This window comes from Kitasatospora gansuensis (genome assembly GCF_014203705.1).
In the GTDB taxonomy this organism is placed as follows: Bacteria; Actinomycetota; Actinomycetes; order Streptomycetales; family Streptomycetaceae; genus Kitasatospora; species Kitasatospora gansuensis.
In genome coordinates this window covers 7989952-8015619 of sequence record NZ_JACHJR010000001.1, presented here as the reverse complement: position 1 = coordinate 8015619, position 25668 = coordinate 7989952, and the positions used below count along the sequence as shown (strand labels likewise).

Sequence of the window (25668 nt, the reverse complement as noted above, 5' to 3'; positions counted from 1 at the left end):
CGACCGTCAGATGGAGGAGTTGAAGGCCGCCACGGCGACCCCTTGGGCTACCTGTTGATCAGCCACTGACTGATCAAGGTGACCGGCAGCATTCCCGCCGAGTACGCGGCACCGAGCAGCGCCCGCCGCAGCAGCATCCTGGGCAGGAACAGCCGGGGCAAGCCCTGAACGGCCTGCATGGCGCCCGGGCCTCGGGTAGATTTCATGGTGAGTGCTCCTTGGTTGACGTCAGGCGGGTATCTCACCCGGGACCCCCGGCCAGTGCTTGCCGGCGCTGGCAACTACGGGGGTCCCCTTGCAGGTTGGGCAATGCGAGTGTCCCGGATGCGCCTACGTACGGCCCGCCGAATGGCCAGAAATCCATCAGTTCGCGCGAACGGTCCCTACGGCGATCGACGTAGGGCCGACTGCCCGCAGCACCGCGTACGGGCAGGGCCGCTCGCCCCGCGCGCCGCCGCCCTCGGCGCGATTCCTCTCTCGGTGACTGACGTGACTGAAGGTCAGAACAGGTCAAACGAAATTGGCGCGTGCGCCTGAGCGCCGCGGGCGGCACCGGCTGACCTGCCTGGCGCAGTGCCGCGACCCTGCCCAGGCGCCGGGTGAGAAGGAACTCGGTGGTGCGGTACACAGCGGCCTGACGCTGCGCCAGGACATCGCCCTTGGCCGCGGTCCGGCTCTCGTACCGGTGGGCAGAGCGCATAACCACCTCGTGCGCCAACTGCCCCTCCTCCACGGCCTGCGAGTTGCGAGCGAGGACCTACAGGGCACGATCCCAGGCGGCGATCACGCTGTTCTGCGCGGTGACCATGTCGCTCAGGGCCGGCGCCTCAGCGTCAGCGTCCGCCCCCAGACTGTTGAACGCACGAGCACTGATCACGCAGTCGGAGCTGTCTGTCAGCAGAAAATCATGCTCGGCGACAGACGGGGATTCGGTGGTCCGACCTGCCCAGCAAGCTTTCGCCAAGGTTTCGGCACGGCCGGCTCCTTAGGTTGACGTCATCTCGTCAAGGAAGTCGGATGACGGGCAAACGAGGGGAATTCGACATGCTGAAGAGCTTGAAGGCCAAGAGTGCGGCGGTCTCCGCCCTGGCGGCAGTTGCCATCGCGTCGCCGCTGGTGCTCGCGGGTACGGCCCAGGCTGCGGGTGGGACGGCGCCTTCGTGCGTGAGCCGTAGTGTCGATACGTCGGTGAAGGCCGTCTACCTGGGCAACGTTTGTGGCAAGACGATGCGCGTGACCGTCGTCTTCACGAACGGCTCCGAGAGCCCGTGTTTCGCGATGGCTTCCGGGGCCACGCTTCGGGTGAACTACGCCCCGTACACGTACGCGCGCACCGCCGTCTGCTGATCCTGTTACTCGCGGGCCTGGGCGTTCACCGACGGATGCACGTCACCGTTGTCCGCGCCCAGGCCCGCGAGCAGGCGCAGCCCGTCCTCGGCGGGGCTGCCGGGGGCGGCGGACAGCACCAACAGCTCCATGCCCGATTCGCCGGGCAGGGCGAAGTTCTCCTGGTGCAGTTCGAGCAGTCCGACCAGCGGGTGCCGGTACGCCTTGCGGCCGTGGGTGCGGGCGCGGACGTCCGCGCGGGCCCAGAGGCGGCGGAAGCGCTCGCTGCCCATCGCCAACTCGCCGATGAGGGAGGCGAGGCGGGGGTCGTCGGGGTACCTGCCGGCGGCCAGGCGCAGGTGGCCGACCACGTCGAGGGTGCACCCCTCCCAGTCCGCGTAGAGGCCGCGCTCGGCCTCCTCGAGGAAGATGTGCCGGGCGGTGTTCAGGCCCGGCATCGGGCGGCCGTGGAGCAGCCCGGCGAGGCGGTTCCCGGCGAGTACGTCCAGGCGGTGGTCCATGATCAGCGCGGGTGCGCCGGCGACCAGGTCGAGGACGCGCAGCAGCTCCGGCCGAAGCCGACCGCCGGGCGCCTTCGCGCGGTGGCGGCGCTGCCGGGCGAGCCGGTAGAGGTGACCGCGTTCGGTCTCGTCGAGGCCGAGGACGCGGGCGAGCGCGTCGAGGACCTGCTCGGAGGGCTGGGTCGCGCGGCCCTGCTCCAGGCGTACGTAGTAGTCGACGCTGACGCCGGACAGGTGCGCGACCTCCTCCCGGCGCAGCCCTTCGACCCGGCGGCGACTGTCGGTGGGGATGCCGGCGGCCGCCGGGTCGACCCGGGAACGCCGGGTCCGCAGGAAGCCCGCAAGATCGTCCATGCCCCTCAGTATGGCCTCGCCGGGCGCCCGCGAAGGTGGCCCTGCCGATACCAGGAAGTCCCGTCCGACGGAAGCGGCGCCCCTGAACGCCGTACGCCGCAGCGCCCAGGATCAAGGGCATCCGATCCGAAGGAGTTCCCGTGAAGACGCTGATCGTCTACGCCCACCCCGAGCCGGAGTCGCTCAACGGCTCGCTGAAGGACCTCGCGGTGTCCACCTTGGAGGCCGCCGGTCACGAGGTACGGGTGAGCGACCTGTACGCGATGAACTGGAAGGCCGTCGTGGACGCCGCCGACTACGGCCCCGACGCCTCGAGTCCACTGAAGGTCGCCCGCGACTCGGGCCGGGCCTTCGACGCCGGGACACTCACCCCGGACGTCCTGGCCGAGCAGGAGAAGCTGCTGTGGGCCGACACGATCGTCTTCCAGTTCCCGCTGTGGTGGTACACCATGCCCGCGATCCTCAAGGGCTGGGTGGACCGGGTGTTCACCTACCGCTTCGCGTACGGGGTCGGCGAGCACAGCGCCACCAAGTACGGCGAGCGGTTCGGCGAGGGCACCCTCGCGGGGCGGAAGGCCCTGCTGTCGGTGACCGTCGGCGGCCCGGAGTCGCACTACGCCGCACGCGGGATCAACGGCCCCATCGACGATCTGCTGTTCCCGATCCAGCACGGCATCCTCTACTACCCGGGCATCGAGCCGCTGCCGCCGTTCGTGCTGTACGGCGCCGACCGGATGACCGCCGAGGACTACCCGGACGTCGCCAAGGCCTGGGAGCAGCGCCTGCTCACCCTGGAGTCGACCGAGCCGATCGCGTTCCGGCGGCAGAACTTCGGTGACTACGAGATCCCCTCGCTGCACCTGAAGGAAGGGCTGGAGCCCACGGGCCGCACGGGTTTCGGGCTGCACCGACGTGACTGACCGTCAGGCGGCGCGGCAGAACACCGCAGGGCCGGCCGCGGCCGTGTGCACGGGACGGACGCCGGCTGCGGCCTGCGCCCGGTTCCGCGCGAAGACCACGAGGCGCAGCACCGCGAACCGCGCGACACCGGCGAGCGCGGAGGCCGACAGGTAGACGGCCTGTTCCAGCACCGCACCGGGCGCCGCCATCAGCTGGTGCAGGACGAGCATCGCGCCGCAGGTCAGCGCGTACCCGGCCGCCGCGGACCCGGCCGACTGCGCGTGCTGGCGCCAGGTCGCACGGCCGCCCGCGCCGAAGGTGAAACGGGCGTGCAGCTCGGTGGCGAGGAGCGTGGAGAGCACGGTGACCAGGGCGTTGGCCAGGACCCAGGGGATCCGGGAGGCGAGGGCCGCCACGGCGAAGCTGGCCGCGAGGCCCACTCCGCCACCGCAGAGCACGAAGCGGGCGAAGGCGGCGAAGGCACCGGGTGCCGCCTGCTGCCGGCCCTGTGCTGTCTCCATGATCCGACCCCTTTGACGACTCGCCGCACTCCCCATGGCGCCATCATGGCACATTCATGGCATCACATGTGGCGCCATGGCACACAAAGGCCACCGAAAGCGGACTCCGCCGTCAGAGCACGCAGAACTCGTTGCCCTCCGGATCGGCCATCACCACGTGATCGGGCCGACCCTCCAAGTGCTCCTCACGCAGCACGGTCGCGCCTGCCCCCGTCAGCCGCGCCACCGCCTCGACCACGCGCGGCCACCGCACCTCCCAGGGCGTCTCACGGCCGCCTCCGGCCTGTACGTCCAGGTGCACCCGGTTCTTCACCACCTTCGACTCGGGCACCTTCAGGAAGGACAGGTTCGGGCCCACCCCCGCGGGATCACTGAGGTACGCACCCTCGTCCCACTCGTCCATGAGCTCGCGCGGACACGCGCGAGCGGCCGGCTTGGCCTGATCGGCGGTCAGCCCGCGTCGGCTTCCGTCCTCCATGCGGAGCGGAGCTGTGCGCCGACGTCGCCGGCCTGGCGAACACCCGCTTCATAGGCAGGTTCCCAAGCTGACAGGTCGCCCGGGTCCGAGCCGAAAGCGCGCACCGAGGCGGGATCGGGGCCGATGGTCACCACGGCGTCCGCCCCCACGGCCTCCAGCTGCTGGTTGAGTGGCTCGCGGGGAAACAGGTGCGCCATCGGCTCGACCACGACCAGCGTGCGGGCTCCGGCCGCGAGGTCGGCGTTGGTGCCCGACCGCAGCGCGCCGTCCATGTACCGCCGGCCGTCGATGGCAACGGGCGGCGCGGCCCCGGGGAAGGCGCTGCTCGCCGCCACCGCGTGCACCAACGGCACGCCACTGTCGCGGTCCCACACCACGGGCTCACCGGTGGTTGCGTCCACGGCTGTGATCAGCAGGCGCCGCTGCGGCCACGCCGCCACGCCGATCAAAGCGGCGCGCCCCGCGATCAGTGCCTCCTCGGCCTGGGGGTCGGTGCTGTCGAGCGCGAGCCGGCCGACGCGGCGCCTGACCTCGCCCGGTTCCTGGCTGCGGTCGCCGAGCACGGCGAACACCGCGCCCATCCGCGCGGGGTCCGCCTTGACCCGGTGAGCCGACCGGCGAGCCGACGTCGCCAGCCGCCCAGGATCCTGCCCGGTGGCGAGCAGCGCCCCGATGATCGCGCCGGCTGACGTCCCGACGATCAGGTCGGCTTCGCCCAGATCTACGCCGTCGCGGCGCAATCCGTAGGCCAGCCCTGCCGTCCAGGCGGTGCCGACGTGACTTCCAGGACCCAGGACGAGTGCTCGGTCGAAGGTGTGCACAGCGGTCTCCCCTCGTTATTGAAACAGTCGTACCATATACTCGCTCATGCTGTTTCAACTGCGGTTTGCCGAGAGGAGATCCACCATGGGGCGACCCGCCGATCCCGCCCGGCGCGAGCGCACGCTGGCACGGGCGACCGACTACGTGCTGGCGCACGGCCTGGCCGGGCTGAGCCTGCGACCACTGGCGGCGGCCCTCGACACCAGCCCACGGATGCTGCTCTACGACTTCGGCAGCAAACAGGAGCTGGTTGCGGCGGTCCTCGCCGAGGCCCGTCGCCGCGGCGCGGTACGCCTGGCGGGGCACCGTCCGGCGGCGACCGGATCCGTGCAGGAGCGACTGCGTGGCATCTGGACATGGATGAGCGCGGACGAGCGTGCGCCGTTCGTCCGGCTGTTCTTCGAGGTGCACGCCGACGGCCTGGTCCACCCCGAGAACTACCCCGACCAGGGCGAGGCGATCACCGACTGGTTCGACACTCTCGGTGCCACCTTCCGCGATGTCTCCACCGGCCCTGAGGACATCGTCACGCCCACGTTGGTCATGGCCGTTGTCCGGGGTCTGCTGTTCGATCTCACAACCACCGGCGATCGCCACCGCACCGATCTGGCGTTGGACCGCTTCGCTGAACTCCTCGGGCGGTGAACGCACGAGAGCTGGGGCCAGGCCCGAGTGACACCTCCTCAGGCAAGGACGGAAGACGCTCTAAGGTCGCGTCCATGACGAGGACCACGCCCCCGCGCCCGCTCGATGTCGAGGTGCTCTTCCCGGAACTGGCCGGACACCGGGGTACGACCACCCGGCTGCACCCCCGGCCGGGCAGCCCGGACGTTTCGACCAGCTCCGTGGGCGGTCCGATGCTGTGGCCGGCCGACGAGCCGTGGCCGGAGTGCGGCGAGGCCCACGCCCGTGGGTACGGGCGGCGACCGGCCGACATCCACCGGTGGCGACGGATCGTCAGCTCCGCGTGGGCCCGCGAACAGGATCCGGGCCCCACCGACGAGGAGCGCGAGCTGCTGGCGGAGCTGCACCTCGAACACCGGATTCCCGGACTGACCGAGATGGATCCACTGCCGCTGATCGCCCTGGCGCAGCTGTACCGGCGCGATGTTCCCGACCTGCCGCCGGGGCCGGACGGCTGCGACCTGCTCCAGGTGTTCTGGTGCCCCTTCGACGCGCACGGTCCGGGCCGCTACGACCTGGAACTGCACCTGCGCTGGCGGCGGTCGTGGGAGGTCGGCGAGGTGCTGGCCGAGCCGCCGCAGCCGCAGGTCGTGGGGTTCGACGGGTTCGTGCCCGAGCCCTGTGTCCTGCACCCCGAGCAGGTGGTCACCCACCCGTTCGCCGGGCTGCTGCCCGAGAGTCTGTGCGCCCGGATCGATGCCTGGGAGGAAGCCCTCGAGGAAGAAGCCGAACAGTCGGCTGACGACGCGGCAGAACCGATCGGCTACCAGTACGACCTGTCCATCCCGCCCGGCTGGCGGGTCGGCGGCTTCGCCTCCTGGCACGTGACCGACCCGTCCCCCATGAACTGCCGGGCCTGCAGGACGCCGATGGACCTGCTGCTGACCATCGACAGCTCCGAGTGGGACGGCGGCAGCGGCAGCTGGAAGCCGCTGGAGGACCGCGACCTGCCCACCCACCGGTACGCCACCCCCACCGGGGTCGTCGTCGGCCGGTTCGGCGAGCTCAACATCTTCGTCTGCCCCACCGATCCCCGGCATCCGCACCGCTGGAGCATCCAGTAGGCCGCCCGGCTCCTACCGCACGACCGACGCCCGGCAAACCGGCCCCCTGAGGGAGTATCCCGCCGTGCCCGGCCCCCTTCGGCGTGCTGAGCTGAAAGCCCGTCACGAAGGAGCCCCCCTTGCTTCGCCTGACCCGCTTCGCCCGCCCGGCCGGCCTCGCTGCCGCCTCGCTCGCGCTGACCCTGTTCTCGGCCGCCCCGGCCGTGTCCGTGGCGCCGCCGCTGTCGGACGCTCACGTGCTCGCGCATCTCGACCTGGCCGCCGGGCAGGCGCCGGAGAACATCGTCCTGGAGCCCGACGGCTCGGCCGACGTGACGTTCATCGGTGCCCGGCAGATCGCCCGGATCGGTCTCGACGGTCACACCCAGGTCCTGGCCACGCTGCCGGCCCCGGCGGTGCCGGCCACCCCTCTGGTCGGGTTCGCCGCCGTCACCGGGATCGCCCGGGCGGACGACGGCACCCTGTACGTCAACTACGCCACCGGCACCGAGGACCTGACCGGTGTCTGGCGGCTCAGCCCGGGCGGTGTGCCCGAACGGATCGCGGCGCTCCCGGCGAACGGGCTGCCCAACGGCCTGGCCCTCGATCAGCAGCACGGCGACCTCTACGTCGCCGACTCGGTGCTGGGCACCGTCTGGCGGGTCTCGCTCCAGGACGGGACCCGCACCGCCTGGGCCACCGGCACCGAACTCCAGCCGGCCGGCTTCATCGGCGCGAACGGCCTCCGCAAGCACCACGGCGCCATCTGGGTGTCCAACACCGACCGCGGGACCATCCTGCGCATCCCGATCTGCCCGGACGGCTCCGCCGGCCCGATCGAGACCCGGGCCACCGGGCTCGACGGGATCGACGACTTCGGCTTCACCGGCCAGGGCGACAACCTGCTCGCCGCCCGCAACACCGCCAACGAGATCGTGTACGTGACCCCCGGCGGTGCCCCCACCGTGGTGCTCACCCAGCAGGACGGGCTGTCGAACCCCACCTCCGTGGCGGTCTGCGGCGACACCGTCTACGTCACCAGCGCCGCCTTCTTCACCCTGCAGGACCCGAACCTGCTGCTGGCCCGGATCACCGCGTAGGCCCGCTCGACCCGAACCGACCGGTCCTCGGCATCCCTTCGAAGAGGGAGATGCCGAGGACCAGTCGCGTAGCTCCGGATCCAGGGCATTCAGGGCGAAACCCTCACTGCCCGACCCGACCGTCGACGCACTCGCGCAGCAGATCGGCGTGCCCGCAGTGGCGGGCGTACTCGTCGATCCGGTGCACCAGCAGCTCCCGCACGGCGGTCCCGTCCTTCCCCAGCCGCACGCCCAGATCCGGGTGCTCGGCCAGCGCGGCGTCGGTCTCCGCCTGCTCGCGGGCCAGGTCGGCGTACGCCGCGTCCACCACGGCCTGGTCGGCGACCGCTCCGTCGAAGTCCGCGTCGCGCTTGCCGTACAGCTTCGGCAGCGGGTCGCCGTCGCTGATCCAGTTACGCCAGTCGCGTTCCACCTCGGCGAGGTGCCGGAGCAGGCCGAGCAGCGACATCGTCGACGGTGGCACCGAACGGCGGGCCAGCTGCTCCGCGTCCAGGCCCTCGCACTTCATTCGCAGGGTCAGCCGGTAGTTCGCCAGGAAGTCCTGCAGCGTGGCCAGTTCGCCGTCCGGGCTGGGGCCTTCGGTGTTGCGGGGGTCGTCGTCCGGGTTCGCCCACATGTCGGGGTAGACGGTTGCCTGGGTCCATCGCGCGGGTTGATCACTCATGCGCGCCATGTTCGTCCGCCGGGCCCGGGCTCGCCAGTGGGTTTCCCGGCGGTGGGCCCCGCACATGCCCCGATACTTTCTGACCATACGTCAGAAACAATATCAGCAGCGTCACTTGACAGCCATGGCATGTTCCTGCCACCAGAATCCGGTTTCCCGCCCGCTTCCGTCCGGGCAGGGATGGCGACCGCACCACTGTTCTCACCCGTCCGCGCGACGGCTCCCTGCCGTCGCCACCGCGTGAAGGAGAATCCGTGGCACAACCGACCCGCCGCTGGCGAACGGCCCTGACCGGCCTGCTCGCCGCCCTCGCCCTCCCGACGGTCACCCTCGCCGCACCGGCCTTCGCCGCACCGGTCACCCCGCCCGCGCCCACCGCCAAGATCGAGGCGAAGGTGCTGGAGCAACTCGCCGACGACGACAAGGCGGTGTACTGGGTCCAGCTCAACTCCCAGGCCGTCACGGTCGATGCGCAGCGCGCCACCACCAAGGCCGCCAAGGCCGAGGCACTGTTCCGGTCCAAGACCGCCCACGCGGACGCCACCCAGGCGAACCTGCGCGGTCTGCTCGACGCCGTCCGGGCCGACTACCGGTCGTACTGGATCGTCAACGCCATCCGGGTCACCGGCGACCGCAAACTGCTGGACCGGATCGCCGAACAGCCCGAGGTGGCCTCGATCCGCGCCGAGCAGACCGTCAAGCTGGACGAGATCGTCCCCGGCACCGCCGAGCCCAAGGCTCAGGACGCGGTCGAGTGGAACATCGACCGGATCGGTGCCCCACGGGTCTGGGACGAGCTGGGAGACCGCGGCGAGGGCATCGTCGTCGCCAACATCGACTCCGGTGTGGACTACACCCATCCGGCGGTCAACGCCCAGTACCGGGGCCGCAGTTCGGACGGGGTCTACAGCCACGACTACAACTGGTTCGACCCGGCGAACGTCTGCCCCGCCGCCGCGCCCTGCGACAACAACGACCACGGCACCCACACCATGGGCACCATGGTCGGCTCGGCCGGCGCCGACCGGATCGGCGTCGCCCCCGGCGCCCGCTGGATCGCAGCCAAGGGCTGCGAGACCAACAGCTGCTCCGACGCCTCGCTGCTCGCCGCCGGCCAGTGGGTGATCGCCCCCACCGACCGCAGCGGCAACAACCCACGGCCCGACCTCGCCCCCGACGTGGTGAACAACTCCTGGGGCGGCACGCTCTACGACGACTGGTACCGGCTGACTGTGCAGGCGTGGGTGGACGCGGGCATCTTCCCCGCCTTCTCCAACGGCAACAGCGGCCCCGGCTGCAACACCAACGGCTACCCGGGCGGTTACACCAACGGCTACTCCTCCGGCTCCTTCAACAGCGCCGGCGCCATCTCCAGTTTCTCCTCCCGCGGTCCCGGTGAGAGCGGGCGGGTCAAGCCCGACCTTGCCGCACCCGGCGAGAACGTCCGCTCCAGCGTGCCCGGCGCCGGCTACGCCGCGTTCAGCGGCACCTCGATGGCCTCCCCGCACACCGCCGCCACGGTGGCCCTGATCTGGGCCTACTCACCGTCCCTGCGCGGCAACGTGGCCGAGACCCGGGCGCTGCTCGACCGCACCGCCGTCAACACCGACGCCACCGCCTGCGGCGGCACCGCCGAGAAGAACAACATCTTCGGCGAGGGCAAGCTCGACGCCTACGCGGCCGTCTCCGCCGCCTCGCACGGCCCGGTCGGCACCCTGACCGGCCGGGTCACCTCGGGCGGCACCGGTCTGGCCGGTGCCACCGTGCTCGCCGACGGCGCGATCGACCGCACCGCCGTCACCGCCGCCGACGGCTCGTACAGCCTGGCCAACCTGGCCGAGGGCAGCTACACCGTCACGGTCACCAAGTACGGTTACCAGCCCGCGACTTCGGCCGTGACCGTGGTCGCCGACCAGACCGTCAGCCAGGACTTCGCGGTCGAGCAGGCTCCCTCCGCCACCGTCACCGGCACCGTCCGCAGCGGCGGCACCCCCGCGGCCGGCTCCGTGGTCACCGTCGCCGGCACCCCGGTCAGTGCTACCACCGACGCGGTCGGCCAGTACCGGTTCACGCTGCCGCTCGGCGAGTACGACGTGACCGCGAGCTCCCCGTACCGCTGCGCCGACCAGGCCCTGCGGCACCTGTCGCTCACCGGTGACACCACCGCCGACATCGAACTGCCGGTGCGCACCGACACGTTCGGCTACAGCTGCGCGGCCGGCACCGGCGAGTGGGTCGGCGGCAGCACCAAGCTGGCCCTCACCGGTGACACCGCCGCCGAGCAGGTCCGGCTGCCGTTCGCCGTCCCGCTGTACGGTGGCGTGCACACCGTCGGGTACGTCAGCACCGACGGCGTGCTGTCCTTCCCGGCCGCCTCCACTGTCTACAGCAACGGCGCCATCCCCTCCCCCGGTCTGCCGAACGGCGCGCTCTACCCGCTCTGGGACGACCTCTACCTGGACGCCAACTCCGGTGTCTACACCGCCTCCACTGGCGCCGCCCCGAACCGGGCCTTCGTGGTCGAGTGGCGCAACGTCGCGTTCTACTCCGACCGCACCCAGCGGCTCTCCTTCTCGGTGACGATCGGTGAGGACGGCAGCTTCACCTACCGCTACAAGGACACCGCCCCCGCCGGCCTGGCCGCCGGATCGGGTGCCACCATCGGCTTGGAGAACGCCACCGGCACCGACGCCCTCCAGTACTCGCTGAACACCGCCGTGCTGAGCAACGGACTGGCCGTCACCTTCCGGCCCGTCAGGACCGGCCTGGTGCGCGGCACCGTGACCGACGCCAACGACGGGAAGCCCCTCGCCGGCGCCGCCGTCAAGCTGCTGACCGGCACCGGAGCGACAGCCGGTACCGCCACCAGCGGCGAGGACGGCGGCTACCTGCTGCAACCCGCCGCCGGTGACTACCGGTTGGAGACCGGCGCGGCCGACTACACCACCGCCACCGGCCCGGTCACCGTCACGGCGGGCGCGGTCCAACGGCCCGTCACGGCGCTCGCCACCGGCCGGGTCACCACCTCCGTGCCCACCCTGACCGCCGTCGTCCCCGCCGGGCAGACCCGTACCCGCACCTTCGAGCTCGCCAACTCCGGTGCCCCGACCGCCTACACCGTCACCGAGGCGGTCGACGCCGCCTGGCTGAAGGTCGAACCGGCGGGCGGCGACCTCGGCACCGGCGCGCGGCAGACGGTCAAACTCTCTCTCGACACCGTCGGCAGCGCGCCCGGCACCGTCCTCACCGCCCAGCTGCTGATCCGCTCCGCGAGCGGCCGGGCACCCCAACTCACCGTCCCCGTCACGGTGGTGGTCCCCGGCTACCAGGTCGCCCTGGACGCCGGCGCCACCGGTACCTTCACCGACTCGCTCGGCGACAGCTGGACCCGGGACCGCGAGTACGCCACCGGCGGCTACGGCTACCAGGGCCGCTCCTCGGCCAAGGACACCCGGGAGACCATCACCGGCACCACCGACCCGAAGCGCTTCCAGACCGCCCGCGAGGGCATGTACGGCTACGCCTTCGACCGGGTGCCCAACGGCGTCTACACGGTCGAGCTGGACTTCGCCGAACTCGACCGCAGGTCGCCCGACACCCGGGTCTTCGACGTCCTGATCGAGGACAAGGAGGTGATCCCCGACCTCGACATCGCCCTCAAGGCGGGCATCCGCAAGGCCCTCACCCAGACCTTCACCGTCACCGTGACGGACGGCCGCCTCGACGTCCGCTTCGTCGCCTCCGACGGCAAGACCCTGCTCAACGCGATCCGGGTCACCCAGCGCCCCGACCTCACCGCCTGACCCACCGTCGGGGCCGCGCACCCACCCGGGCGCGCGGCCCCGGCCACGCTCGTTCAGACCTGGTAATCGGGCAGCGTCCGACGGTTCCCGGTTTGCAGGAGGCGCTCAACTGCACCGAGGGCCGGGAACAGCGGCAGCCGGGCGACGGTGTCACGGACCCGCCTGCCGAACGTGGTCCTCGGCACCATCAGACGGACGTTGAAGCCGATCTGCTGCTTCGCCCGCACCAAGCCCCGGTGCCCGGCGTGGTACCGGGAGAACGCGAGGCGGTGGTCGCCGCCGGCCGCCGCCAGCTCCCCGGCCAGCCGGTAGGCGCCGACCAGGGCCAGTTCGGCCCCCGCCCCGGACGCCGGGGAGGCACACCACGCGGCGTCACCGACCAACGCCACCCGGCCGGTTGACCAGGAGTCCATCCGGACCTGGGCCAGCGCGTCGAAGTAGAACTCCGGGTCCGCCAGCGCTCCGGCCAGCAACTCCCCTATCCGCCACGGCGATCCGTCCGCGAAGGCCCGGCGCACCAGCTCCTTCTGCTGGGCAGTGTCGCGGTGGTCGTAGGCCAGCGGGCCCGAACGGAAGATGAAGTACGCCTTGGCCTGGGTGTGCCGGCCGGAGCGGTAGATCCCGGCCATCCGGCCCGGCTGGTTGAACATCGTCACCCAGCGGTCCTCGCCGAGCCCCGCGTCGGCATCGGCGAACGCGAAGTAGTGGCCCCCGTGGTGGAGATGGCGCGCCTCGGGGCCGAAGGCCAGGCGGCGGGTGGTGGAGTGCAGGCCGTCGGCACCGACGACCAGGTCGAAGCGGCGGGCGCCGGCCCGCTCGAAGGTGACGGTCACTCCGTCCTCGTCCTGCTCCAGCCTGCTGACGGAGTCTCCGAAGAGGTACTCGACACCGTCGCGGGCGCTGTCGTACAGCAGTGCCACCAGGTCGCCGCGCATGAGCTCGACCGAGCTCGCACCCTGGAGGGCGATCCGCGCGCGGGTGCGGTCGTCGGCGTCGACGAACTTCATCCCCCGCACATCGGTGGCCGCCGCCCTGACCGACGGCATGATCCCCATCCGCTCGACCACGTCCACGGCCAGGCCGCTCACGTCCACGCCGTTGCCACCTGCCCGCATGCCCGGCGCCCGCTCGACCACCGTGGGCCGGAAGCCGTACCGGGCCAGCCAGTACGCCAGCGTCAGCCCGGCCACGCTCGCCCCGGAGATCAGAATCCGCTCGTTCATGGGCCCCCTCGCGCTACGATAACTGAAACGCACGTTCCAGTTGGAGTATGTGGAAGGGCCGTTCCAGATGTCAATGCCCACCGGACCCGGACCCGGAGGCGGACGCCGAGCCGACGCCGTACGCAACCGTCAACTCGCCCTCCAGGCAGCCACCGCACTGCTGGCCGAACCGGGCACCCCCCTGACCGTCGAGGCCATCGCCAAGCGCGCCGGACTCGGAGCGGCCACCGTGGTCCGCGCCTTCGGCGGCAAGGACGCCCTGCTGGACACCGCCGTGTCCGGCCTGCTCGAACCGGTGGTCCACCGCGCCGGACAGCTGCTCGCGGAGACCACCCCCGACCAGGCCCTGCGCACCTTCCTCGCCGAACTGATCACCTTTCAGTCCGCACACCACGCCATCAACGACCAACTCGACGGCCTCACCCTGCCCGCCACCACCGCCCTACGCGCCCAACTGGTCCAGGCCGTCCAGGAGATGATCACCGGCGCCCAGCACAACGGCACCCTCCGCACCGACCTCGACCCCACCCTCACCACCACCCTGATCGGCCGCACCGCCTACGCGATCGCCCGAACCCAGCCCCCGTCCCCCGAACTCGCCGACGCCTACCTCACCGTCCTCCTGGACGGCCTCCGCCCACGGCGGGCCATCTGACGGTGGCCTGACTGCGCTGTACCCCCCTGACGCCGCGTCACAGCGCTGTGGCGAGTCGGTCGACACCGAAGCCGCTGATCAGGAGGCGTTCCTTGCGGTTCCCGGTGAGGTGCTGGGTCCAGTCGACGAAGCCGCCGTCCGCGATCTCCAGTCGTTGGCCGTGGAGCGTGGCGTAGATCTTGAAGCACAGGTCGGTGTAGTAGCCGCGCCCGGTCACCCGGTCGGGATCGTCGATGATGTCGATGCCCGGCGTTCCGGCCAGCTCGGTCCGCGTGCGCGCCAGGATCGGAGCGGCGGACTCGTCGAGGCAGGTGAGGCGGATCTCGGTCCGGCCCACCCCGGCGCGTGCCATCGCCCGGACGGCGAACCGCAGGTGCTCGGCCAGGTGCTGCTGCTCGAAGGTCCGGCTGCCGGTGTCCCGGCCGGCGGTCACCAGGGCGAACAGTTGGAAGTGGGCGAGCATGCCGGGCGCGCCGAAGTGCTGGGCACGCACGACGCGTTGACTGGCAGCCAGCCGGACCGGCACGGCCGAACGGGGATCGGCGGCCAGCGCCTGGGATCTGCGCTCGGCTGCTTCCAGGGCCAGGGCGTTGGTCGGGTCGGCTGCGACCTCGCTGCCACGGATGGTGGCGACGACCTTGCGCGGGTCGACCGTCGCGACCGCCGTGTGCGCCGCCAGCGGGACGAGCGGGGCCAGCGTGAGCATCTGGAAGTCGTCGGGCAGCGCCGAGAGCAGGAGGTCCTCGGCTCGTCGCAGCTGGGCGAAGCCCGTCGGGGCCGGGGCAACGAACCGGTCGGTGCGATAGCGCCGCATCACCTCGGCCGGGGTGAGCCGATCGGCGCGGCGCCGAAAAACCTCCAGCAGCAGCGTGGTCAGATCCGCCCCGGTCAGCCCCCTGGCCAGCAGCTCCAGCAGTTCCGGTCCGCCTGCCCGGGCCAGCACCCGGCGCAGCGCCGGACCGGTCGAGTACTCGTCACCTGTCATAGCGGACCAGTATCGCCGGGCCGACGCCCGAGAAACCATCGACTTCTCCGCGCAGCGCGCCGGGCGGGCGCCGCTCCGTCGGCTACTGGCAGCGGGTCCCCGGCGCGGGCAGGGTGCCGGTGTTGAGGAAGGCGTCCACTGCGGCGGTGGTGCACTCGTTCTTGCCGTAGCCGGTGTGGCCCTCGCCCTCGCGGGTCAGCAGGGTGGCGTTGCCCAGGCCCGTGGCCAGCTTCTCGGCCCAGGCGTAGGGGGTGGCCGGGTCGCCGGTGGAGCCGACCACCAGGATCGGGGCGGCGCCGGCCGCCTTGACCGGTCCTGGCTGCTCGGTGGTCCGGTACGGCCAGCTGCGGCAGTCCGGATCGAACAGGTCCTCGTCGGTGTAGCGGGCCGAGATCAGCGGCGCCTGCTCGTGCAACTGCTGCTTGGCGGCCGCCAGTTGAGCGTCACTCGGGGCGCCCGAGCCCGGGTCGGCGCAGTGGATGGCGGTGTAGGCGTCGAACATGTTGTTGTGGCCGCCGTCCTCGCTCCGGCCGTAGTAGTCGTCGGCCAGCGCCATCAGGTAGTCGCCCTTTTCGCGGACCATCGCCCAGCCGAGCGCGTTGCGCAGGTACTCCCAGCCCGACTTGTCGGCGTAGAGCATGCTCAGGGTGCCGGTCCAGGCGGCGGAGGCGGTCAGCTTCCGGCCGCCGGGCACGTCGAGCGGTTCGGCCTTGAGGCCGTCCAGGAACTTGGCCAGCTTCTCGGCCGCCTTCTCCGGGTCCTTGCCGAGGCTGCACTGCGCCTGCTGCACGCAGTCGGCCGCGAAGGCGCGCAGCGACTTCTCGAAGCTGATGTTCTGCTGCACCGAGTGGTCGAGCTGACTGAGCGTCGGGTCCACGGCGCCGTCGAGCACCACCCGGCCGACCTTGGCCGGGAACTGCTCGGCGTAGCGGGTGCCAAGGTAGGTGCCGTAGGAGAAGCCGAGGTAGTTGAGCTTCGGGTCGCCGAGGGCGCCGCGCAGCACGTCCAGGTCGCGGGCGGCGTCCCGGGTGCCGACGTGGGCCAGCAGCTTGCCGGAGTTGGCCGCGCAGGCTTGGGCCAGGGTGGTGCCCCGGCTGCCGTCGCGGGTGTCGGTGGTGTCCCAGGCGTCCCGGGCCTTGTCGTCCAGGCAGTGCACGGCGGTGCTCGCGCCGACCCCGCGCGGGTCGAAGCCGACCAGGTCGTAGCGGTCGCGCAGCCCGTTCTTGCCCAGCTCGGCGGCGCCCTGGACGAACTCGACGCCGGAGCCGCCGGGGCCGCCCGGGTTGAGCAGCAGCGAACCGAGCCGCTGGTCGGCCTTGGCGCTCTGCCGCCGGGCCAGCGCGAGTTCGACGGTCTCGCCGCCCGGGGCGGTGTAGTCCAGCGGGACGCGCAGGCGGGCGCACTGGAGGGCGGACTCGTCCTGCTTCTTGGTCTTCGGGTCGTCCGGGCAGGCGGCCCAGGCGAGTTGCTGACCGTAGAACGGCTTCAGCGCCGGGTCCGCCTCACCGGTGGGCGTGGCGGTCGGGCTCGGACTCGCGGACGGCACGCTCGGCGCGGCCGCCTCGGGAGAGGCGGTGGTGCCGGAGCACCCGGCGAGCAGGGCGGCCGCCAGGGCAGCGGGGAGGAGACGGCCGGAGAGCCGGGCGATGTTCACGTTCACCGCCTATGGCTATCACCAAATCATCACATTGATCACCTTGTGATCCGCCCGTCACCTCACCGCCACCAGGCAGCCGGCGGGTTTGTCCCGATCACCGGCTGGCAAGGTTGCCGGCATGGATGCTCACGAGTCTGTGCTCGACCTGATCGGCCGTACCCCGCTGGTGCGCGTGCGGATGCCCGACGGCGACGCGGGTGCGGCCGTCTACGCCAAGCTCGAGTACCTGAGCGTGGGCGGCAGCGTGAAGGACCGGATCGCCGCGCACATGGTGCGGCGGGCGGAGGCCGACGGGCTGCTGCGCCCCGGCGGGACGATCGTCGAGGCCACCTCGGGCAACACCGGGATCGGGCTGGCCCTGGTGGCGGCCGAGCAGGGGTACCGCTCCGTCGTCGTGGTCTCCGACCGGGTGAGCGGCGAGAAGACCGCCACCCTGCGGGCACTGGGCGCGGAGGTGGTGATCCGGCCCGCCGGACTCCCCCGCGAGCACCCGGACCATCCGGTGAACACGGCGGCCCGCCTCGCCGCCACGACACCGGGCGCCTGGCTGGCCGATCAGTACGACAATCCCGCCAACCCCGAGGCGCACTACCTGAGCACCGGCCCCGAGATCTGGCGGCAGACCGACGGCCGGGTCACCCACCTGGTCTCCTGCATCGGCACCGGCGGCACCATCAGCGGCACCGGCCGCTACCTCAAGGAGGCCAGCGGCGGCAGCGTCCAGGTGATCGGCGCGGACCCGGCCTCCTCGGTGTACGGGGGCGGCGACGGCAGCCCGTACTTCATCGAGGCCGCCGGGCACTTCCGCCACCCGGACACCCTGGCGGACACCTGGCCCAAGTCCTACCACCAGGACGTCGTCGACCGCGTGCTGCCCGTCACCGACCGCGACGCCCTGCTGACTCTCCGCCAAGTTGCCCGTGAGCAAGGTCTGTTGGTCGGCGGCTCCTCCGGTACGGCGCTGGCCGCAGCCCGCCGGGTCGCCGCCGAGGCCGGACCGGGCGCCCTCGTCGTGGTGATCCTGCCGGACTCCGGACGGCAGTACCTCTCCAAGTACTTCGACGACACCTGGATGCTCCGGCTGGGCTTCCTCGACGGCGACCCCGACCGCTCCCGGGTCGCGGACGCCGCCCCCACCGGCGATGACGCTCCCCCGCTGCCCTACCTCAACTCGCACTGCACCGTCGGGGACGCCCTCACCGCCCTGCGCGCCCGGGCGGACGCCGGCGCCCCGGCCGAACTGCCCACCGGCCCCTGCCCCGACGGCCGCCGCCCCACCGCCCCCGAGCTCACCGGATCGGTGACCCTGCCCGACCTGGAATCCGCCCTCCTGGACGGCCGGGCCGCACCGTCCGACCCGCTCGGCAGCCACCCCGGCCCGCCATTGCCACACTTCGGCCACGGCGAGTCCGCCGCCACCGCGCTCGCCGAACTCACCGTGCAGGAAAGGCAGTTCGCGGTGGTCCTGCGGGACGGCCGGGCCATGTCCCTCGTCCGGGCGGCGGACCTGCGGGCCGTCTGCCCGCAGGACTGACGGCAGGTCAGCTGGGGACAGCCCCCGTACGGCACGGTGGCCAGCGGGATATCGGCGCGCCGAACGGCGAAATAGCGTCTGGCTCATGACGAAGAACCAGAACAAGCAGTGGTTGCGGCGCGGGGCAGCCGCGATGGTCCTCACCGCCGTGCTCGGCGCCGCCGCCGCGCCGGTGGCCCTCGCCGCGCCCGTCACCGGGACGCAGCAGGCCACCGCCCGGGGCACCCTGATCTCGATCATCCCGCTCGACGTCCTCAGCCGGAGCGAGGTCGCCGCCACGCTCGCCGCGGCCGGGATCGACACCGGGACCGTCCGCCACGGCGTCACCGCCCACCGGCTCGTGTACGCCACCGTCGATCCCCGGGGCCGCCCCACCACCGCGACCGGGCTGCTCGTCCTGCCGCGCGGCGGCGCGCCCCGCCTCGACCTGGTCTCCGACACGCACGGCACCGTCGCCCACCGGGACAGCGCGCCGAGCGGCGCCCCGGGCGACAACCGTCTGACGCCCTATCTGCACGCCGCCGCAGGCCGCGCGGTGGCGGCCCCCGACTACCTCGGCCTCGGCGCCGGCCCCGGCTCGCACCCGTACATGGACACCCCCTCCGCGGTCACCGCCACCGTCGACATGCTCCGGGCCGCCCGGACGGCCGGGGCCCGGCTGGGCCGGTCCGTCACCCGGGACGTCTACGCCACCGGCTTCTCCCAGGGCGGCCAGGTCGCGATGGCGCTGGGCCGTGAACTCTCCCGCGGCCACGACGGGTTCAGGCTGCGCGCACTGGCTCCGATGGCAGGCCCGTACGACCTGCTCGGCTCCGAGCTGCCCGGGGTCACGGACGGCCGGATCGAACCGCACACCGCCGTCTTCTACCTCTCGTACTTCCTGACCGCCCAGAACCGGCTGCGCCCGCTCTACCGGGACCCGGCCGAGGTGTTCAGCCAGCCCTATGCCCAGCTCGTCGAAGGGCTTTTCGACGGCACCCACCAGGAGGGCGAGATCGCGCTCTCGCTCCCGGCCTCGCCACAGGAAGCGCTCACCCCGGAGTGGCTGGAGAACGTCCGCCACCCGAGCGGAGCCCTCTACACGGCCGCCCTGGCCAACAGTGACACCTGCGAGTGGCAGCCCGCCGTACCCGTGCGCATCTACGCGGCCGCGGGCGACCGTGACGTACCGATCGGCAACGCCACGGCCTGCGCCGCGAGCCTGGCCCGGCACGGGGTGCACGCCGAGCTGGTGGACCAGGGCCCCGGCGTCGACCACTTCGGTACGGCGAAGCGGTCCGCGCCCCAGGTGGTGCGCTGGTTCGACGGGCTGCGCGGCTGATCCGCCGGAACGACCGCGACGGGGCAGGGCGCGTGGTGGACGGCGGCCTGGGCGACCGAGCCGAGCTGGGTGCCGACGGGGAGTCGTCGGCCGTGGCGGCCGATCACGAGCAGGTCCGCCCCGGCGGCGGCGTCCAGCAGGGTCAGCGCGGCGGTGCCCAGCAGTGCCTGTGCGGTGATCGCGAGCTGCGGGTACCTGCTCCGCCAAGGGTCCAGGGCGTCCTCGACCAGCTGCTGCTCGACCTTCGCGAGCTTCTTCTCCGGGTTGCCGATGGCCGCGAACGCGAGGTAGTCGTTCCCGCTCGGCGGGCTCCAGGCATGGACCGCCCGCAACGGGGCCGACCGCGCGGCGGCGGCCTCGCAGGCGAACTCCATCGGCCGGTCCGAGGTGTGACGCATGCTCAGGCCGACCACCACGTCCCGCCCGGCGGGGGCTCCGTCGTCCGTCCGGACCAGGACCACGGGGCAGTCCGCCCGGCCGAGCACCTGCCGGCTCACCGAGCCGGTCAGGAAGCCCCGCAGCGCACCCATCGCCCGCGAACCGAGCACCAGCAGCGCGGCGCCCCGACCTGCCGCCCACAGGACGCCGACCGGGTCGCCCTGGACGTGCGTGGCGGTCACCTCGACCCCGCCGAGCCGATCTCCCAGCTCGGCGGCCTCCTCGGCCAGCCGCTGCCTGGCCCACCGCATCGCCTCCTCGCTGCCCAGCACGTGGTCACCGGACCACGGCCAGGCCTGGACCAGCTCCACCCGCCACCGCCGACGCAGCGCCTCACCGGCGGCCCAGTCGGCGGCGGCCACGCTCTCGGGCGATCCGTCGAACCCGACCACGATCGGTGCGTCCACGGGATCCTCCTCCTCGAGGCGCCCCGGCCGACGGTCAGCCGTGCACGGACGGGTCGTTGGCGGCCGCGTCGGTCGTCCCCGCGCGGAGCAGCCGGTGTCCGAGATCGATCAGGGCCCGCCCTGCGGCGAACTCGTCACCGATCTCCGGTACCGGTGCGTCGTGCGGGCTGCGCTGGGCGGTGGTGCGGCTCTCCAGGGTTTTGTCGCCGGTGTCGAGGACGGCGTGCACCTTGGTGACATCGCCCTCCTCGAAGAGGTCGAGGCGCAGGGCCCACCGCTTGGTGGTGCGGGCCTGATCGGCTTGGGTGGTCATGGCGGGACCGGTCCTTTCCGAAGCTCGCCCGGAGTGCGCTGCGGTCCGGGGTCGCGACCGTACGGACCTCAATTCTGGTCCCGCCCGCGGCCTCGGGCCAGGGCGGACCGGCTCGCGGGGCGGGCACCGCCGCCCCGCCTGCGGCGGGCGTCCGCCGCGCGGAGAATCGAGGCAAGGAGCACCGGTTTCAGGAGTGCAGCGATGGACGTCACCCACACGCTCGACGCGGCGGCGCTGGAGCAGCTGCTCTCGGCAGCCGTCGCCGCGCCGTCCGTCCACAACAGCCAGCCCTGGCGGTTCCGCCTGCGGCCGGAGACCTCGACGCTGGAGGTACGGGCCAGGTCCGAGCGCGCGCTGCCGGCCGCCGACCCGGAGGGGCGGGCCCTGCACATCTCCGTCGGCGCCGCCGTGCTCAACCTCCGGACCGCCGCCCGCCACCACGGCTGGGCCGCCGAGGTGCGGCTGCTGCCCGATCCCGCCGCGCCCGACCTGCTGGCCACCGTCGCACTGTCACGGTCCGCCCGGCCCGAACCCCTGCGGACCGCCGAGCTGTTCGAGGCGATCCGGCACCGGCACACCATCCGCACACCGTTCACCGGGGAGACCGTGCCGCACGCCGTCCTCGACGAGCTGGTGCTGGCCGCCCAGGCCGAGGGCGCGCTGCTCCACCTGCCGGACCGGCAGGAGACCGAGCGGCTGCTCGCGCTCACGGCCGAGGCCGAGCGCCGCAACACCACCGATCCCGCGCACCGTGACGAGAGCCGCGCCTGGATCCAGGGGCCGGGCTCCCCGCCCTACGGCATCCCGGTCACCGCGCTCGGGCCGCAGGACGCGTCCGGCCATCTCCCGATGCGGGACTTCGCGGCGATCCGCCCCGCCGAGCACCTGCCGCCCGCCGGGTTCGAGGCCGAGCCGTGCATCGCCGTCCTGACCACCGCGCACGACCGGCCCGCCGACTGGCTGCGCGCCGGGCTGGCCCTGGAGCACGTCCTGCTCGCCGCGACCGTGCACCAGGTCCGCGCCTCGATGCTGCACCAGGCCATGGAATGGCCCCAACTGCGCTGGGAAGCCCGGGATCCCGCGCAGGGCCCCGAGCACGTACAGATGCTGATCCGGCTCGGCTACGGACCGGAGGGCACTCCGACACCCCGGCTGCCGGTCTCGGAGGTGCTGGACACCGACGCCTGAGGCAGCGTGGGTGGTCCGACGGGGTGCCGCCCGAGCATCACGCGGACCAGGCAGCGGCGCCGGTCCGGCTCGTCGTGATCCTGGTAACCGGTGCGTCCGTGCAGGATCCGGCGGTCGTCGACGACCAGACAGTCGCCTTCCTCCAGAGCCAGGGTCAGGCGTAGGTCGGTGCGCCCGAGCACCCGCCGCAGGGCGTCGAGCGCCGCCAGGTCCGCCGGGGGCGGGGTGCGGCCGGTCAGCGGGTAGGCGGTCTCGATCCGCTTGACGTTGCACCGTACGCGCAGGCCGTCCTCGCTCGGCTCGAACACCGGCGACCGCACCACCGGGTTCTGCCCGTCGGGCGTCACATGACGCCGGTCGATGGCGAACGGCCGCCGCAACCGGTCGAGTTCGCGGGGGAACTCGCGCCGCAGCACCCGGTACGCGGTCCAGGCGTCCAGTAGCAGGGACTCGCCGCCGATCCTGGCCTTGCGGTGGGTGAGCAGGGCGAGGTAGTCCGGTGCGTGGCCGAAGGGTTGGACGGCCTGGTCGTTGTGCAAGTGCAGCGAGCCCCGCGACTTCGAGGTGTAGGCCACCTCGTGGAACCGTCGCTCGTCCGTGTGGGCCGACGCGCCTTCGTCGCGGACCAGCCAGGCCAGCGCCGTCTCCCGGCCGCGGCCCTGCGGGAGCGGGCGGCCGAGATGGCCGAGCATCGACTCGCTGAAGCTCCGGACCTCGTCGGTGGTCATCGCGGCCACCGGAGCCCCGGTCACGACCGCGAAGCCGGGGCCGTCGGCCAGCCGCTCCAGCGTGCGGGCCGCGAGGGCGTCGTGATCCTCCGTGTAGGGCAGCTGCCAGTCCCTGGGCGAGGCGAAGGATGCCCTGGTCCAGCCACTGGACGCATCGTCAAAGCGCACGAGCAGCCTGCCTTTCCGTCACGGGGCGGCCGCACCGGCCCGCCCGGGTCCGAAGACGCTCCCGGGCCGACCATAGGGGCGGACCGTGGGCCGGGGAAGACCGCCTTCTTCTACTGCAAGGACCCCACGCCGTACGCTGACGTCCTCGTCGGAACGGGAGGGCCGGTGGAGCGCAGGAGGCTGGGCAGGGGTGGCCCGCTGGTGTCGGCGATGGGCCTCGGCTGCATGGGGATGTCCGAGTTCTACGGCGCCTCGGACGAGGCGGAGTGCGTCGCGACGATCGAGCGCGCGCTCGACCTGGGGATCACCTTCCTCGACACCGCGGACATGTACGGCCCTTACACCAACGAGCAGTTGGTGGGACGGGCCGTCGCGCACCGGCGCGAAGAGGTCTTCCTCGCCACCAAGTTCGGCGTCGTCCGCACCGCGGACCCGAGGGAGCGGCGGATCGACTCCACCCCGGAGCACGCCAAGCGGGCCTGCGAGGCGTCGCTGCGGCGCCTGGGGGTGGACCACGTCGACCTGTACTACCTCCACCGCCGTGACCCCGACGTCCCGATCGAGGAAACCGTCGGCGCCATGGCCGAGTTGGTGACCGAGGGCAAGGTCCGCAGCCTCGGTCTGTCGGAGGTGGGCGCCGAAACGCTGCGCAGGGCGTGCGTGACCGCACCGATCGCGGCGCTGCAGAGCGAGTACTCGCTGTTCACCCGCGGTCTGGAGCGCCACATCCTGCCCGTGGCAAGGGAGTTCGGCGTCGCACTGGTCCCGTACGCGCCGCTCGGCCGGGGCCTCCTCACCGGCACCATGTCCTCAACCGACGCGCTGGACGCCGACGACATCCGACGCCGGTACCCGCGCTTCCGAGCCGACAACCTCGGGACCAACCTCGCCCTGGTCGACCGCCTCCGGGCCAAGGCTGCCGAACTCGGCTGCACACCGGCACAGTTGGCGCTCGCCTGGGTGCTGGCCCAGGGCGAGACGGTGATCCCGATCCCCGGCGTCCGCAGGCGCCGCCACCTCGAGGAGAACGCCGGCGCCCTGACCGTCCCGCTCTCCGCCGAGCAGGTGCGGTCGATCACCGACGTCCTGCCGGAGCCCGCGGGCGATCGTGCACCCGACCGGTCCCGACTGGAGCAGTGAACCGGCAGGTCTACGCCGCCGCCTCGCCGCTTCCGCTTCCGGGCTGTGTGGCCGGGATCCGGCGGGTGAAGAACAGTGCGAGCAGGGCGGTGACGGCAAGCACGGCGAGCGCGCCGCGCAGGCCGTCGAGCCGCGCCGCGCTGTTCGCCTCGAGGGCGGCGTCGGCCACCTCCGGGCTCGTGCCGGCCTGCGCGAAAGCGTCCTTGAGCTGATGATCCGACAGAAAAGGTACGCCGCTTTCGAGTTGGACGGTGGCCTGGGCCGTGACCTCCGGCGGGATCGCCGGATTCTGCTCGATGCCGGTCAGGAACGAAGCCGTCATGGTGGCGATCAGGATCGACCCGGCCAGCGCCGTCCCGATCGAGGCGCCGAGGTTGGTGACGGCGTTCTGGACACCACCGACCTCCGCGCTCTGCCGGTCCGGCACGGCGGACACGGTGACCGCGCCGAGCTGGGACGCCAGCGCCCCCATCCCGAGCCCGATCAGCAGCAGCGGGACGGTGACGATCTCGGCACCGGCGTGCGCGTCGAGGGCGGCCAGCAGGGCCACGGCGCCCGCGAGCAGCGCGAGGACACCGAGCCGGACCACTCGTCGTGGCGAGACCTCCGGCAGGAACCGCGGGATCAGGACCGCGGCGGCCAGCAGCGTCAGCGAGAGCGGCAGGATGTGCGCGCCGGTCGCGAGCGCGGACTGGCCGAGCGCGACCGACAGGTAGAGCGGTACGACGAAGAACACGCCCATCTGCACGAGGTACTGGAAGAAGAGCATCGTCAGGCCGCCGACGAGCTGCGGGTTCCGCAGCAGGGACGGGTCCACCAGCGGCTCCCCGCCCCGCTCCACGAGGTGGGTCTCCCAACGGAGGAAGAGCCGGATCAGCAGCAGGCCGCCCAGCATCAGCCACACCACCAGCGAGATCCCGAGCCAGCCCGGCGCGCCGGGTTTGGGCAGGAACCAGCCCCATTCGCTCGAGCGCAGGATGCCGTAGACGAAGGTGCCGAGGCCGAGGGCGGAGAGCAGGGCGCCGACGAGATCGATCCGGGGGCGGTCGCCGGTCGGGGCGTCGGCGATACGGCGGGCGAGCACGAGGATGGCAAGCACGCCGACGACCTCGCCGGCGAAGACCCAGCGCCAGGAGAAGTACGTCGTCGCCACGCCGCCGATGAGCGGTCCGACCGCGATCGCCGCGGCGCCCGCGGCCGCGACGAGTCCGTAGGCGGCGGGCCGGCGTTCGGCGGCGAAGTTCCCGGCGACGAGCGCCACGATCGCGGGCAGGATCAGCGCCGCCCCGATGCCTTCGAGGAAGGACCAGCCGAACAGGAGCACGGGCAGGTTCGGGGCCAGCGCGGTCGTCAGGGAGCCGCAGCCGTAGATGCCGCAGCCGATCATGAACGCCCGCTTGCGGCCGATCAGCACCCCGACCTTGCCACCGGGGATCATGAACATCGCCATGACCAGCGTGTAGGCGGTGATCGCGCCCTGAATGCCGGTCACGGCCGTGCCCACGTCGTCGGCCACCGTCGCGATCGAGACGTTCATGACCGAGCTGTCGAGCGCCATCAGGAACTGTCCGGCCGCCAGCGTCGACAGGACGAGTCCCGCCGACGTCGCGCCTTCGGAGGTGCCGCGCCCGGGTGCCATGCAGGCATCGTCCCAACCGCCCCGGGGGTTGGCCCTTCGACCCACCACCGGTGTCA

The 25668-nt window shown here is 72.3% G+C and carries 23 protein-coding genes and 1 pseudogene; 11 read left to right on the top strand and 13 right to left on the bottom strand.

Annotation, left to right across the window (positions count from 1 at the left end):
• Positions 1-47: 47 nt before the first annotated feature.
• Positions 48-206, bottom strand: coding sequence for a hypothetical protein (locus F4556_RS36105; RefSeq protein WP_184923790.1), 159 nt, complete (start codon positions 204-206; stop codon positions 48-50).
• Positions 207-1017: 811 nt separating this feature from the next.
• Here F4556_RS36105 and F4556_RS36100 point away from each other — a divergent pair.
• A complete protein-coding gene (locus tag F4556_RS36100; protein WP_184923788.1) occupies positions 1018-1347 on the top strand; it encodes an alpha-amylase inhibitor in 330 nt (109 codons plus the stop codon).
• Positions 1348-1352: 5 nt separating this feature from the next.
• Here the strand turns inward: F4556_RS36100 and F4556_RS36095 are convergent, their stop codons facing one another.
• Positions 1353-2201: a helix-turn-helix transcriptional regulator gene (locus F4556_RS36095; protein WP_184923786.1), complete on the bottom strand. Its 849-nt coding sequence runs from the start codon at positions 2199-2201 to the stop codon at positions 1353-1355.
• Between the two features lie 140 nt (positions 2202-2341).
• Between F4556_RS36095 and F4556_RS36090 the strand changes: the two genes are divergently transcribed.
• Entirely contained in the window at positions 2342-3121 is a 780-nt protein-coding gene (locus F4556_RS36090; RefSeq protein WP_184923784.1) for an NAD(P)H-dependent oxidoreductase, read from the top strand.
• A gap of 3 nt (positions 3122-3124) precedes the next feature.
• Here F4556_RS36090 and F4556_RS36085 read toward each other — a convergent pair whose 3' ends face one another.
• From F4556_RS36085 to F4556_RS36075, 3 genes are all read right to left on the bottom strand, one after another.
• A complete protein-coding gene (locus F4556_RS36085; protein WP_184923782.1) occupies positions 3125-3622 on the bottom strand; it encodes a GtrA family protein in 498 nt (165 codons plus the stop codon).
• 112 nt (positions 3623-3734) lie between these two features.
• Positions 3735-4100 (bottom strand): VOC family protein, encoded by a 366-nt coding sequence (locus F4556_RS36080; RefSeq protein ID WP_184923780.1) that lies wholly within the window; start codon positions 4098-4100, stop codon positions 3735-3737.
• Positions 4073-4921, bottom strand: a complete 849-nt coding sequence (locus F4556_RS36075) for a patatin-like phospholipase family protein (protein WP_184923779.1) — start codon at positions 4919-4921, stop codon at positions 4073-4075. Before F4556_RS36075 ends, F4556_RS36080 begins: the two co-directional genes overlap by 28 nt.
• Before the next feature lie 46 nt (positions 4922-4967).
• Here F4556_RS36075 and F4556_RS36070 point away from each other — a divergent pair, with 46 nt between their 5' ends.
• The 3 genes from F4556_RS36070 to F4556_RS36060 all read left to right on the top strand — a co-directional run bounded on the left by F4556_RS36070 (position 4968) and on the right by F4556_RS36060 (position 7749).
• Positions 4968-5567, top strand: coding sequence for a TetR family transcriptional regulator (locus F4556_RS36070; protein WP_184923777.1), 600 nt, complete (start codon positions 4968-4970; stop codon positions 5565-5567).
• Between the two features lie 74 nt (positions 5568-5641).
• On the top strand, positions 5642-6670 hold the full coding sequence (locus F4556_RS36065) for a hypothetical protein (RefSeq protein WP_184923774.1): 1029 nt from the start codon (positions 5642-5644) through the stop codon (positions 6668-6670).
• 128 nt (positions 6671-6798) lie between these two features.
• On the top strand, positions 6799-7749 hold the full coding sequence (locus F4556_RS36060) for an SMP-30/gluconolactonase/LRE family protein (protein ID WP_184925754.1): 951 nt from the start codon (positions 6799-6801) through the stop codon (positions 7747-7749).
• 103 nt (positions 7750-7852) lie between these two features.
• On the opposite strand, the gene F4556_RS36055 is transcribed toward F4556_RS36060, so the two are convergent.
• Positions 7853-8422, bottom strand: a complete 570-nt coding sequence (locus F4556_RS36055; protein WP_184923772.1) for a DinB family protein — start codon at positions 8420-8422, stop codon at positions 7853-7855.
• A gap of 245 nt (positions 8423-8667) precedes the next feature.
• Between F4556_RS36055 and F4556_RS39275 the strand changes: the two genes are divergently transcribed.
• Positions 8668-12216 carry a S8 family serine peptidase gene (locus F4556_RS39275; RefSeq protein ID WP_184923770.1) on the top strand — a complete coding sequence of 1183 codons (3549 nt, stop codon included), beginning with the start codon at positions 8668-8670 and terminating at the stop codon, positions 12214-12216.
• A 53-nt stretch (positions 12217-12269) separates the two neighbouring features.
• On the opposite strand, the gene F4556_RS36045 is transcribed toward F4556_RS39275, so the two are convergent.
• Entirely contained in the window at positions 12270-13439 is a 1170-nt protein-coding gene (locus tag F4556_RS36045; protein WP_184923768.1) for an FAD-dependent monooxygenase, read from the bottom strand.
• A 67-nt stretch (positions 13440-13506) separates the two neighbouring features.
• On the opposite strand from F4556_RS36045, the gene F4556_RS36040 reads away from it, so the two are divergent.
• On the top strand, positions 13507-14094 hold the full coding sequence (locus F4556_RS36040) for a TetR/AcrR family transcriptional regulator (RefSeq protein WP_184923766.1): 588 nt from the start codon (positions 13507-13509) through the stop codon (positions 14092-14094).
• 37 nt (positions 14095-14131) lie between these two features.
• Here F4556_RS36040 and F4556_RS36035 read toward each other — a convergent pair whose 3' ends face one another.
• Together F4556_RS36035 and F4556_RS36030 are read right to left on the bottom strand one after the other, a co-directional pair.
• Positions 14132-15079, bottom strand: a complete 948-nt coding sequence (locus F4556_RS36035) for a hypothetical protein (protein ID WP_221503784.1) — start codon at positions 15077-15079, stop codon at positions 14132-14134.
• An 82-nt stretch (positions 15080-15161) separates the two neighbouring features.
• Entirely contained in the window at positions 15162-16739 is a 1578-nt protein-coding gene (locus F4556_RS36030) for an alpha/beta hydrolase (protein ID WP_184923765.1), read from the bottom strand.
• Positions 16740-16854: 115 nt separating this feature from the next.
• Here F4556_RS36030 and F4556_RS36025 point away from each other — a divergent pair, with 115 nt between their 5' ends.
• Both F4556_RS36025 and F4556_RS38835 read left to right on the top strand, forming a co-directional pair.
• Complete coding sequence (locus tag F4556_RS36025; RefSeq protein ID WP_184923763.1) at positions 16855-18270, top strand: pyridoxal-phosphate dependent enzyme; 1416 nt, start codon at positions 16855-16857, stop codon at positions 18268-18270.
• 85 nt (positions 18271-18355) lie between these two features.
• Positions 18356-19591, top strand: a complete 1236-nt coding sequence (locus F4556_RS38835) for an alpha/beta hydrolase (protein WP_246511187.1) — start codon at positions 18356-18358, stop codon at positions 19589-19591.
• A gap of 17 nt (positions 19592-19608) precedes the next feature.
• Here F4556_RS38835 and F4556_RS36020 read toward each other — a convergent pair.
• Positions 19609-20421: pseudogene (locus tag F4556_RS36020) on the bottom strand (universal stress protein); the annotation flags it as partial.
• Positions 20422-20470: 49 nt separating this feature from the next.
• Positions 20471-20749: a dsRBD fold-containing protein gene (locus F4556_RS36015; RefSeq protein WP_184923759.1), complete on the bottom strand. Its 279-nt coding sequence runs from the start codon at positions 20747-20749 to the stop codon at positions 20471-20473.
• A 201-nt stretch (positions 20750-20950) separates the two neighbouring features.
• Between F4556_RS36015 and F4556_RS36010 the strand changes: the two genes are divergently transcribed.
• Positions 20951-21937: an Acg family FMN-binding oxidoreductase gene (locus F4556_RS36010; RefSeq protein WP_184923757.1), complete on the top strand. Its 987-nt coding sequence runs from the start codon at positions 20951-20953 to the stop codon at positions 21935-21937.
• Here the strand turns inward: F4556_RS36010 and F4556_RS36005 are convergent.
• Complete coding sequence (locus F4556_RS36005; RefSeq protein WP_184923755.1) at positions 21871-22833, bottom strand: TauD/TfdA family dioxygenase; 963 nt, start codon at positions 22831-22833, stop codon at positions 21871-21873. The genes F4556_RS36010 and F4556_RS36005 overlap by 67 nt on opposite strands.
• Before the next feature lie 165 nt (positions 22834-22998).
• Between F4556_RS36005 and F4556_RS36000 the strand changes: the two genes are divergently transcribed.
• A complete protein-coding gene (locus tag F4556_RS36000; protein WP_313069106.1) occupies positions 22999-23973 on the top strand; it encodes an aldo/keto reductase in 975 nt (324 codons plus the stop codon).
• Positions 23974-23983: 10 nt separating this feature from the next.
• On the opposite strand, the gene F4556_RS35995 is transcribed toward F4556_RS36000, so the two are convergent.
• Entirely contained in the window at positions 23984-25612 is a 1629-nt protein-coding gene (locus F4556_RS35995) for an MFS transporter (protein ID WP_184923753.1), read from the bottom strand.
• Positions 25613-25668 lie beyond the last annotated feature (56 nt).

What these genes read in the sequence shown, in the direction of transcription:
- F4556_RS36045 (WP_184923768.1), bottom strand. Translation starts at nt 13,439, where the DNA reads ATGAACGAGCGGATTCTGATCTCCGGGGCGAGCGTGGCCGGGCTGACG.
- F4556_RS36085 (WP_184923782.1), bottom strand. Translation starts at nt 3,622, where the DNA reads ATGGAGACAGCACAGGGCCGGCAGCAGGCGGCACCCGGTGCCTTCGCC.
- F4556_RS36025 (WP_184923763.1), top strand. Translation starts at nt 16,855, where the DNA reads ATGGATGCTCACGAGTCTGTGCTCGACCTGATCGGCCGTACCCCGCTG.
- F4556_RS36080 (WP_184923780.1), bottom strand. Translation starts at nt 4,100, where the DNA reads ATGGAGGACGGAAGCCGACGCGGGCTGACCGCCGATCAGGCCAAGCCG.
- F4556_RS36055 (WP_184923772.1), bottom strand. Translation starts at nt 8,422, where the DNA reads ATGGCGCGCATGAGTGATCAACCCGCGCGATGGACCCAGGCAACCGTC.
- F4556_RS36070 (WP_184923777.1), top strand. Translation starts at nt 4,968, where the DNA reads ATGCTGTTTCAACTGCGGTTTGCCGAGAGGAGATCCACCATGGGGCGA.
- F4556_RS36010 (WP_184923757.1), top strand. Translation starts at nt 20,951, where the DNA reads ATGGACGTCACCCACACGCTCGACGCGGCGGCGCTGGAGCAGCTGCTC.
- F4556_RS35995 (WP_184923753.1), bottom strand. Translation starts at nt 25,612, where the DNA reads ATGGCACCCGGGCGCGGCACCTCCGAAGGCGCGACGTCGGCGGGACTC.
- F4556_RS36100 (WP_184923788.1), top strand. Translation starts at nt 1,018, where the DNA reads ATGACGGGCAAACGAGGGGAATTCGACATGCTGAAGAGCTTGAAGGCC.
- F4556_RS36065 (WP_184923774.1), top strand. Translation starts at nt 5,642, where the DNA reads ATGACGAGGACCACGCCCCCGCGCCCGCTCGATGTCGAGGTGCTCTTC.
- F4556_RS36035 (WP_221503784.1), bottom strand. Translation starts at nt 15,079, where the DNA reads ATGACAGGTGACGAGTACTCGACCGGTCCGGCGCTGCGCCGGGTGCTG.
- F4556_RS36095 (WP_184923786.1), bottom strand. Translation starts at nt 2,201, where the DNA reads ATGGACGATCTTGCGGGCTTCCTGCGGACCCGGCGTTCCCGGGTCGAC.
- F4556_RS36015 (WP_184923759.1), bottom strand. Translation starts at nt 20,749, where the DNA reads ATGACCACCCAAGCCGATCAGGCCCGCACCACCAAGCGGTGGGCCCTG.
- F4556_RS36040 (WP_184923766.1), top strand. Translation starts at nt 13,507, where the DNA reads ATGTCAATGCCCACCGGACCCGGACCCGGAGGCGGACGCCGAGCCGAC.
- F4556_RS36105 (WP_184923790.1), bottom strand. Translation starts at nt 206, where the DNA reads ATGAAATCTACCCGAGGCCCGGGCGCCATGCAGGCCGTTCAGGGCTTG.
- F4556_RS38835 (WP_246511187.1), top strand. Translation starts at nt 18,356, where the DNA reads ATGACGAAGAACCAGAACAAGCAGTGGTTGCGGCGCGGGGCAGCCGCG.